Source organism: Aureimonas sp. N4 (genome assembly GCF_001463925.1).
GTDB classification, from domain to species: domain Bacteria; phylum Pseudomonadota; class Alphaproteobacteria; order Rhizobiales; family Rhizobiaceae; genus Aureimonas; species Aureimonas ureilytica_A.
On sequence record NZ_BBWS01000025.1, the window covers coordinates 54,909 to 64,096 of the forward strand.

The following is a 9,188-nucleotide window of genomic DNA, read 5'->3' on the forward strand; positions in this document are numbered from 1 at the left end:
TGCTCATCGGGACGCCATGGCTTACCTGTGCGCCAACTCTTGCCCAAGTCATTTCTACGGGGACGCGCGCTCGATGGCACGCCAATTCATCTACCATATGGCCGATCTCACGAAGGCCTACGGCACCAAGAAGGTTCTGGAGAACATCCATCTCTCCTTCTACCCGAACGCCAAGATCGGTATCCTGGGCCCGAACGGCGCCGGTAAATCGACCCTGCTGAAGATCATGGCCGGCGTCGACAAGGACTATACGGGCGAGGCGTGGGCCGCCGACGGCGCGACGGTGGGCTATCTCTCGCAGGAGCCCAAGCTCGACGAGTCGAAGACCGTCTTCGAGAACGTCATGGAAGGCGTCGCCGACAAGAAGGCGATCCTCGACCGATACAACGAACTGATGATGAACTACTCCGACGAGACCGCGGAGGAGGGTGCCAAGCTTCAGGACGTGATCGACGCGCAGAACCTATGGGATCTGGAAAGTCAGGTCGAGATGGCGATGGACGCGCTGCGCTGCCCGCCGGGCGATGCATCCGTCGCGCCCCTGTCGGGCGGTGAAAAGCGCCGCGTGGCGCTGTGCAAGCTGCTCCTGTCGAAGCCCGATATTCTGCTGCTCGACGAGCCCACCAACCATCTCGACGCCGAGACGATCTCCTGGCTCGAAAAGCACCTGCGCGAATATGAAGGCGCGGTGCTGATGATCACGCACGATCGCTACTTCCTCGACAATGTGACGGGCTGGATTCTCGAACTCGATCGCGGTCGGGGCATCCCCTACGAGGGCAACTACTCGGCCTATCTCGAGAAGAAGTCCAAGCGCATGGTGCAGGAAGGCCGCGAGGACGACGCGCGCGGACGCGCCATCGCCCGCGAGCGCGAGTGGATTCAGCAGGGCGCCAAGGCCCGCCAGACCAAGTCGAAGGCTCGTATCAAGGCCTATCACGAACTGGTCGAGGCGGCCGAAAACCGCAGGCCGGCCGATGGCAAGATCGTCATCCCGACCTCGGAGCGCCTAGGCAACCGCGTCATCGAGGTGGAGAACCTGTCGAAGAGCTACGGCGACCGGCTTCTGATCGAAAATCTCTCGTTCCGTCTGCCCGCCGGCGGCATCGTCGGCATCATCGGCCCGAACGGCGCCGGCAAGACGACGCTCTTCAAGATGATCACGGGCAAGGAAACGCCGGACTCTGGTGCCGTCCATATCGGCGAGACCGTGGATCTCGGCTATGTCGACCAGAGCCGCGACCATCTCGACGGGTCGAAGACCGTCTGGGAGGAAATCTCGGGCGGCGTCGACATCATGAAGCTCGGCAAATACGACATGAACAGCCGCGCCTATGTCGGCAACTTCAACTTCAAGGGCCAAGACCAGCAGCAGAAGGTCGGCACGCTCTCGGGCGGTCAGCGCAACCGCGTGCACCTCGCCAAAATGCTGAAGTCCGGCGGCAACGTCATCCTGCTGGACGAGCCGACCAACGACCTCGATACCGAAACGCTGGCCGCCCTTGAGGACGCGCTGGAGGAATATGCAGGCTGCGCCGTGGTGATCAGCCACGATCGCATGTTCCTCGATCGTCTGGCCACGCATATCCTCGCCTATGAAGGCGACAGCCATTGGGAATGGTTCGAAGGGAACTATGCCGATTACGAGCAGGACAAGATCCGTCGTCTCGGACCGGAATCGGTCAATCCCAAGCGCCCGACCTACAAGCGTCTGACGCGTTGAGCAGCTGAATGGGGGGAAAGCCACTTTCCAAATCGAACTTCCCCCTTACGTCTGACAAATTGGCCTTGCCAGGGAGCAGGCGTAGGGGGAAAGGAGAGAGGAATTGGATCGCATCGGCTTTCAACAATTCTTCCAAGCGCTTCCCAGCCCACATATGCTGCTCGACCGTGACTTGAACTTCGTCGCGGTCAATCGCGCCTACGAACTGGCGACCGAGCAGACCAGCTCAAGTCTGGTCGGCCGCTACCTGTTTGAAGCCTTTCCCAACGATGGGGACGCTGGCCGGCGCCTCCGGGAATCGCTCGATCGCGTTCTGGCATCGGGGGAGCCCGACACACTGGCCTATATCGAGTACGACATTCCGGTGCCCGCTTCGAAAGGCGGCGGGATGACGAAGCGATATTGGACGGCCATCCATGCTCCGCTGACCGACGACAGCGGTCAGGTCGCCTACATCCTTCAAAATACGGTGGACATTACCGAACTCGTGCAGTTGCGCGAGGCGGCGTCAGCGCCCAGCTCGCTGTTTTCCGGCGGCGTCGCTCTCGTCCAGCGCGCGAGAGAGGCGGAGAAAGTCATTCGTGACGGCGTTGGGCCGACACAGCAGTTCCGCTCGCTGTTCGAGGATGCACCCGGAATGGTGGCGCTTCTCTACGGGCCGGACCATGTGATCACTTATGCCAATGCGGCCTTGAAGCGTTTTTTCGGGCAGCGCGAGCTTCTGGGGCTTCCGGTTCGGAAGGCGTTTCCCGAATTGGAATGTGAGGAGCCGAGCGGGTTACTCGGCCGGCTGGACAAGACCTACCAAACGGGCGAGTCAGCGGTCGGGTTCGCGACGAGCATTCGACTGCGCGATCCAGGGTCGGATCGGCTTCGGGAGTATTTCGTCGATCTCTCGCACCATCCCGTGGCGTCGCCGACCGGTCAGGTGTCGGGCATCTTCATTCAAGGGTACGACAGAACCGAGGCTGTACGCGGGCAGCGTCACCAGAAGTTCTTGTTGGATGAGCTGAATCATCGCGTCAAAAACACACTATCCACGGTGCAGTCTCTGGCCCGGCGAAGCTTCCGCGCGACGATCGACCGCGAGGATGCACGCCGTGTGTTCGAAGGGCGAATTCTGGCGCTTTCGAACGCCCATAATCTCCTGAGCCAGCATCATTGGGAGGCGGCCGATCTTGCCGCCATCGCTCGGCTGGAATTCGCGGCCCTGCCGCCCGAGCGAATTACCACAAAGGGCGGCCGTTTCGATCTCAGTCCGAAGGCCGCCATCGCCTTGGCGATGGTGTTCCATGAGCTGGCATCGAATGCTTTGAAATATGGATCTTTGGCGAGGAATGACGGCCGCGTCTGCGTGCGTTGGGAGACACGCGGTGAGACGCTGGAGTTGGTCTGGCGGGAAACCGGTCCGGATCTTCCTGAAACGCAGGATGAGTTGAAGCCCGGTTTTGGGATGCGCATGTTGGAGCGCATCGTGACGGGCGAGCTCGAAGGGCGACTGGAACTCGGCCTCGGACCGTCCAGCCTGACCTGGACACTCGCCATCCCCCTGTCTGAACTCGAAGCGGCAAAGGCCCTCTTGGATGACTGAACCAAAGGGGCTCGAAGGGCTTCGCATCTTCGCGGTGGAGGACGAATCCCTCGTCGCCATGCAGCTGGAGGACATTCTGGACGAGCTGGGCTGCGTCGTGGCGGGGCTTGCGATGCGCGTCGATCGCGCGCAGGCCATGCTGGATTCAGAGCCCGGCATCGACGCCGCCATCCTCGACATGAACATCGCCGGCGTGAAGGTCTATCCCGTGGCCGAGCGCTTGCGTGAGCGCAACGTGCCGATTGTCTTCGCGACGGGTTACGGGCTGGAGGGGATCGAAATGGAGTGGCGCGTTTTCCCCGTCCTGCAGAAGCCCTACACCGCCGAGCAGATCGCGCGCGCTTTGCTGCAAGCCATTCCCCTGACGAACAAGTGATCTGAAGATCGCCGTAGGCTCGTGTTTCCGGCGCCTTGCTGACAGCCTTGCCATGTCCAAGCGAAACGGTCGTGCTATCTCAACGGCCAGTTCATCGCTTCGGCCAAGCTAGGATCGCATTCGCCTATGGATCAGTTCGTTCAGGGTCTCATGCAGGATTTCGGCGTGGTCGGAATCGCGTTCCTGATGTTTCTGGAAAACATCTTCCCACCGATCCCCTCCGAAATCATCATGCCTCTGGCAGGCTATCAGGCAGCCACGGGTGAGCATTCGATCTGGGCCGTTATCATTGCCGGGACGATCGGGTCGCTCCTCGGCATCTTGCCCTGGTATTATCTTGGCCTCGTGGTCGGCGAACAGCGTATCGTGCGGCTGGCGGATCGGTTCGGCCGCTGGATCACGATGACCGCCGAGGACGTGGAGGCGGCGGACCGCTGGTTCCGTCGCTACGGAATCTGGGCCGTGCTGTTTGGCCGCCTCGTGCCGACGGTGCGAACGCTCATCTCCATTCCGGCCGGCCTCGCGCGGATGCCGCTCCTCACCTTTCTGGCCTTCTCGGCGATCGGCACGCTGGCCTGGACGGCGGGTTTGGCCTTTGCCGGATACCTTCTGGCGCAGCAATACGATCTGGTGGACCAATATATCGGCCCGGTCTCGAACTTCGTCATCCTTGCCGTGGTCGCGATCTATCTGTACCGCGTCATCACCTTCAAGCCGAGCCGGCGCACGCAGCCGATCGACCTGAAGTCCGATGAGCATCCGCATCGACAGGGCTGACATCACTCATGCGCAAGCCGGCCATCAAACTGAAGGGCACCGTCGCGGGCCTTTACCGGACCGAAGCCAAAGGCTTCGTGACATCTCCGGTCGATAGGCTGGACCTCGGCTTCGATGGGATTGCAGCCGATGCGCATGGCGGGCCGACCCGAAAAACGGGCGGCCGCGAGCCTTGGTATCCGCGCGGCACGGAAATTCGCAACGAGCGTCAGCTTTCGATCCTGAGCCTGAATGAACTCGCCGAGGTCGCCGAGACCTTGGCGATCCCCGAGCTGCGGCCGGAATGGATCGGCGGCAATCTCACGCTGGAGGGCATCCCACGCTTGAGCGAACTGCCGCCGCGCACTCTCCTGTTTTTCGAGAATGGCGTCACGATCAAGATCGACGGCGACAACGGGCCTTGTCGTCTGTCGGGGCGATCCATCGCGCAGCATTATCCCGAGCGAACCGACATCGAATTCGACTTCGTGAAGGCGGCCAAGCACAAGCGAGGCCTTGTGGCTTGGGTGGAGAAGCCTGGCAGCATCAGCCTGGGCGAGGCATTCGAGGCCCGGCTGCCGGAGCAGTGGATCTACGATCCGAACGAAGAGCGCTGACGCCTTTCAATCCGCGTCCGGCCTCGGGCGCGCTTTGGGCGGCAGCGGAGGGGATGCGTCCTCGCTCGCATCTTCGCCCGGCTCACCGTCCTTATCGTCCCAACCTTCATCCTCGTCCGCTTCGGACACGAGGTGGCGTGTTGCGCCCCATCGATCGAGCACCTCGTTGATCGCCTCGACCACGAAGAACCGCGCCTCGTCCTTCTCGTAGCCCTCGTCGCGAAGCTCGTCATAATCGGTGTGCTGATGCCGGATATGCGCGAGCGTCGCCAGCCAAACGGCGCTGGCCGGCGACAGGCTCTTCATGTGGCGCGACCCCGCCGCCGTGCGGATCGCCTCCGCGTCGAGATAGGGGACGCGAGGGATCAGAAGCGTCAGGTTGCGCGCGATGGACTTCTGGCGTTCCGTGGCCATCAACCCTCGCTCGGACGATCGACGGTATCGAAATAGGGTTTGATGTCTAGAAGGGGCGTCCCGTCCAGAACATCGATCGCGTCGATCACCAGCTGCCCCGACGCCGGATCGACGTCCAGAAGACGCACGAGATGCAGGCCGATCGGGTTGGGGCGCACGGGGGAGCGCAGCGCGAAGGTGCCCGAGGCGGTTTCGGCAGAGCGTGGCTTCTGCACGGCCAAGTCGCGCCGCGATTGATGCAGCCATGTCAGGAGATGGACATGGCGTCCCGCTGCCAGGTTTTGCAGCGCGGCGCGGAACGGCGCGTCGATTTCGACTGTCGCCTTCTGGTGGGTGTCGCGGGCGACCCGCATGTTCTTAGGGCAGTCGGTTCGATCGGTCCAAGGGGAGCGGATGCGGCCGATAAAGGCCAGCCGCGCATCATCCGCCGTCGAGGCGTCGAAGGGCAGGGTCGTTTCGCCCGGCCGAATGGAGGTTTTCTCAAGAGTCATGGGCGAAAGAGTATCGGGCTCGTGAAGCCCGTGCAAACGCGATGGAACCCACTTGCATCTTTCGCCTGCAACACATAAACATATCTTTATGTGTTGGCGCAAAGGGGGCGCGGTCATGGCGGCGTCTTTTGATGCGACGGTGGAAATTCTGAAGGCTCTCGGAGAACCGACGCGCCTGCGCCTCGTCATGCTCTTGTCGAGCCACGATCTGACCGTTTCCGATCTCACGTCCATTCTCGGCCAATCGCAGCCGCGCATTTCGCGTCATCTGAAGCTTCTGGTCGAGTCGGGCGTCGTGCATCGATATCAGGAGGGAGCCTGGGCTTATTTCCGGCGTAGCGACGATGCGCTGATCGCGACCCTGGTGGACGCGCTTCTGTCCGGCGTCGTGGACGAAGACGGGCGCTTGGCGGGCGACCGCGAGAAGCTCGAACATGTTCGCCTTGAGCGGGCGGAGCGCGCGGCCCATTATTTCAGCCGCAACGCCGAACAGTGGGACCGGATTCGCTCGCTTCACGTGCCGGATGTCGAAGTTGAAAGCGCGCTTCTGGATGTGCTTGGCGACGAGGGCATCGAGTCCGTCCTCGACATAGGCACGGGCACGGGCCGGCTTCTGGAGCTTCTGTCACCGCGCTGCGAGCGTTCGCTGGGGATCGACGCGTCTCGCGAAATGCTGTCGATCGCCCGCGCCAAGCTCGACGCGGCGGGTCTCAGCCGCGCCAGCGTGCGGCAGGGCGATGCCTATCGTCTGCCTGTGCCGCGCGGCAGTTTCGAACTCGCGACGCTCCATCAGGTTCTTCATTATCTCGACGATCCTGCCGCTGCCATTCGCGAGGCGGCCGCCGCGCTTGCACCGGGCGGGCGTCTCGCCATTGTCGATTTCGCGCCGCACGGGCTGGAAACACTGCGCACGGAACATGCGCATTTGCGGCTCGGCTTCAGTATTGAGACTCTCAGCGCCTATGCCCAAGCCGCCGGCCTTCGCGTCGAGACCATTCGCGCGCTTCCGCCGAAAGGCGAGAGGGCTGACGCGCTCACCGTTCTCGTTCTCCTGGCCCGACGGCCGCACGCCGCCATCCCGCTCGATCCGGCCGCGCGCCCGGTCGAGGCAGCCTGAAGGAATGTCCATGATCCAGCGTCGTTCGCAGCGCTCGCCCTTCCGCGTGTCGTTCGAGTTCTTTCCGCCCAAGACACCGAAGATGGAAGAAGGCCTTTGGGACTCGATCCAGCGTCTGGCTCCGCTTTCGCCCGATTTCGTGTCCGTGACCTACGGTGCCGGGGGTTCGACGCGCGAGCGCACGCATCACACGGTCAAGCGCATCCTGAGCGAAACGCCGCTGAAGCCGGCGGCACATTTGACCTGCGTCGATGCGAGCCGCGACGAAGTGGATGCCGTCGTGCGTCAATATCGCGAAACCGGCGTGCGCCATTTCGTGGCCCTTCGCGGGGACGGTCAGGCGGGTGCGGGTGGTGCCTACGAGGCGCATCCGAACGGCTATCGCAACGCGGTCGATCTGGCTGCCGGTATCAAGGCGATCGATCCCGAGATCGAGATTTCCGTTTCGGCCTATCCCGAGAAGCATCCCGAAAGCCCGGACTTCGCAACCGACATCGACCTCCTGAAGCGCAAGGTCGATAATGGCGCGACGCGCGCCATCACGCAGTTCTTCTTCGATAATGACGTGTTCGAACGCTATGTCGAGCGCGTTCGGCGGGCCGGCATTTATGTGCCGATCGTTCCCGGCATTGTTCCGATCCACGACTTCACCAAGATTTCGCGCTTCTCGGCCGCAACGGGGGCTTCCATCCCCCTTTGGCTGGCCGAGCGTTTCGAAGGCCTGGAGAACGATCCGCAGACGCATAGCCATGTGGCGGCGGCGGTCTGCGCCGAGCAGGTGCTCGATCTCGCCGAACGCGGGATCGGCGATTTCCATTTCTATACGATGAACCGGGCCGATCTCGTCTATTCGATCTGCCATATTCTCGGCTTGCGTCCGTCGGCCGGCGGCGACGACAGGACGGATCGTATCGAGCAAGCTGCGTAACGAGAAAGGGCCGGATGAACCGGCCCTTTCTGTTTCATTCGCACCCTGACGCTGCGATACGGCTTCTGTGAAAACCGTCCGGCGTCAGGAAATGAAACCGACGACCATGGCACCGACAAAGGCGAAAGCCGCCGTCGCCATGATCAGATTCAGAGAGCGTACCCGTTCCATCACGATCTCCTCCTCACAGGATGTTACCAGTCTTCATGATCTGTTTAACATCGTAAAGAGGGATTCGTTTCCCAAGGCTCGTCCGAAAATATGCGGCTCGGTGAAGCCGATGAGTTTCAACGGCTTGAGCTGTCGTCGTCATGCTGAAAAAAGTGTGAAACGCTGTCATTAAGAGGGTGGGGTGACGATCTCCAGGTCCTGAAGCTGCCGCTCCAAGAGAGCGGCACCGGCAAGCGCCCGCGCATCCTGCCCGAACCGGGCGATGATCGAGACGCCGAGAGGCAGGCCTTCCCGTGATCTGCCAGCCGGCACGTTGACACAAGGCACGCCAGCGACGGTCCAAAGCCGGTTGAAGGCAGGATCGCCCATCCCGTCCTGCCGCAGGGGAGCGGGGCCGGGAGCGGAGGGGGCGAGGATGATGTCGCAGGCCTCGAACAGGCGCGTGACCTCTCGCCGTCCCGCGCGAGCTGCGCGGCGGGCGCTGTCATAGTCCGCCGAGGCGATCGCCGCGCCGGCCGCGAGAACGCTCAGGAGTCCCGCGTTCAGCTGTTCGGCATGGTAGCGCCGTTCATGAAGCAGGGAGACCGCGCCTTCGAAAAGCTGGATGCGCTCCTGCGCGTCGCGCGCGGCGGCCAGAGCGTCGGTTTCTTCGATGTCCAGGATATCGCATCCCGCGCGCTCCAGTCTGCGCGCGGCGTGGGCCATGGCATCGATCATGCCCGGATGCAGACGGTGGTCGATCCGCGAGCGGTAGAGGCCGACGCGAAAGGGCGGTGTGTCGTCCGTGACCCGCATCGAGCGGCCCGACAGGATGTCGCCCAGCAGCGCGGCGCTCGGCACATCGGCGGCGAAGAGTCCGGCCGTGTCCAGCGACCAGGCGAACGGTTTCATGCCGACGGTCGGCAGAAGGCGAAAGCTCGGTTTGAAGCCGACCGCGCCGCAGAAGGCGGCGGGGCGGATGATCGAACCCGCCGTCTGCGAGCCCAGAGCGGCAGGTACGAGAC

At 62.7% G+C, this 9,188-nt stretch carries 10 protein-coding genes; 7 read left to right on the plus strand and 3 right to left on the minus strand.

The genetic code is table 11. The annotated features are described in order from the left end of the window. Positions 1-73: 73 nt before the first annotated feature. The 5 genes from ettA to AUL28_RS08200 all read left to right on the plus strand — a co-directional run bounded on the left by ettA (position 74) and on the right by AUL28_RS08200 (position 5,063). The gene (gene ettA / locus AUL28_RS08180; protein ID WP_058633913.1) at positions 74-1,723 is read left to right on the plus strand and encodes an energy-dependent translational throttle protein EttA; all 1,650 of its coding nucleotides are present in this window, start codon (positions 74-76) and stop codon (positions 1,721-1,723) included. Between the two features lie 103 nt (positions 1,724-1,826). After that, a complete protein-coding gene (locus AUL28_RS08185) occupies positions 1,827-3,314 on the plus strand; it encodes a sensor histidine kinase (RefSeq protein ID WP_062231554.1) in 1,488 nt (495 codons plus the stop codon). Beyond that, the gene (locus AUL28_RS08190; protein ID WP_062231556.1) at positions 3,307-3,690 is read left to right on the plus strand and encodes a response regulator; all 384 of its coding nucleotides are present in this window, start codon (positions 3,307-3,309) and stop codon (positions 3,688-3,690) included. Before AUL28_RS08185 ends, AUL28_RS08190 begins: the two co-directional genes overlap by 8 nt. Before the next feature lie 126 nt (positions 3,691-3,816). Further along, the gene (locus AUL28_RS08195) at positions 3,817-4,467 is read left to right on the plus strand and encodes a DedA family protein (protein WP_058600494.1); all 651 of its coding nucleotides are present in this window, start codon (positions 3,817-3,819) and stop codon (positions 4,465-4,467) included. An 8-nt stretch (positions 4,468-4,475) separates the two neighbouring features. Continuing rightward, on the plus strand, positions 4,476-5,063 hold the full coding sequence (locus tag AUL28_RS08200; RefSeq protein ID WP_062231558.1) for an MOSC domain-containing protein: 588 nt from the start codon (positions 4,476-4,478) through the stop codon (positions 5,061-5,063). A gap of 6 nt (positions 5,064-5,069) precedes the next feature. Here AUL28_RS08200 and AUL28_RS08205 read toward each other — a convergent pair whose 3' ends face one another. Together AUL28_RS08205 and tsaA are read right to left on the minus strand one after the other, a co-directional pair. After that, on the minus strand, positions 5,070-5,477 hold the full coding sequence (locus tag AUL28_RS08205) for a DUF2293 domain-containing protein (protein ID WP_062231559.1): 408 nt from the start codon (positions 5,475-5,477) through the stop codon (positions 5,070-5,072). Then, positions 5,477-5,968, minus strand: coding sequence for a tRNA (N6-threonylcarbamoyladenosine(37)-N6)-methyltransferase TrmO (gene tsaA / locus AUL28_RS08210; RefSeq protein ID WP_062231561.1), 492 nt, complete (start codon positions 5,966-5,968; stop codon positions 5,477-5,479). The genes AUL28_RS08205 and tsaA overlap by 1 nt, the downstream gene beginning before the upstream one ends. A 115-nt stretch (positions 5,969-6,083) precedes the next feature. Between tsaA and AUL28_RS08215 the strand changes: the two genes are divergently transcribed. Next, a complete protein-coding gene (locus AUL28_RS08215; RefSeq protein WP_062222061.1) occupies positions 6,084-7,085 on the plus strand; it encodes an ArsR/SmtB family transcription factor in 1,002 nt (333 codons plus the stop codon). 10 nt (positions 7,086-7,095) lie between these two features. Next, entirely contained in the window at positions 7,096-8,013 is a 918-nt protein-coding gene (gene metF, locus AUL28_RS08220; protein ID WP_062222271.1) for a methylenetetrahydrofolate reductase [NAD(P)H], read from the plus strand. Positions 8,014-8,352: 339 nt separating this feature from the next. Here metF and AUL28_RS08225 read toward each other — a convergent pair. After that, positions 8,353-9,188 (minus strand): amidase family protein (locus AUL28_RS08225; RefSeq protein WP_192843422.1); only part of this gene is annotated, 836 nt, incomplete at its 5' end.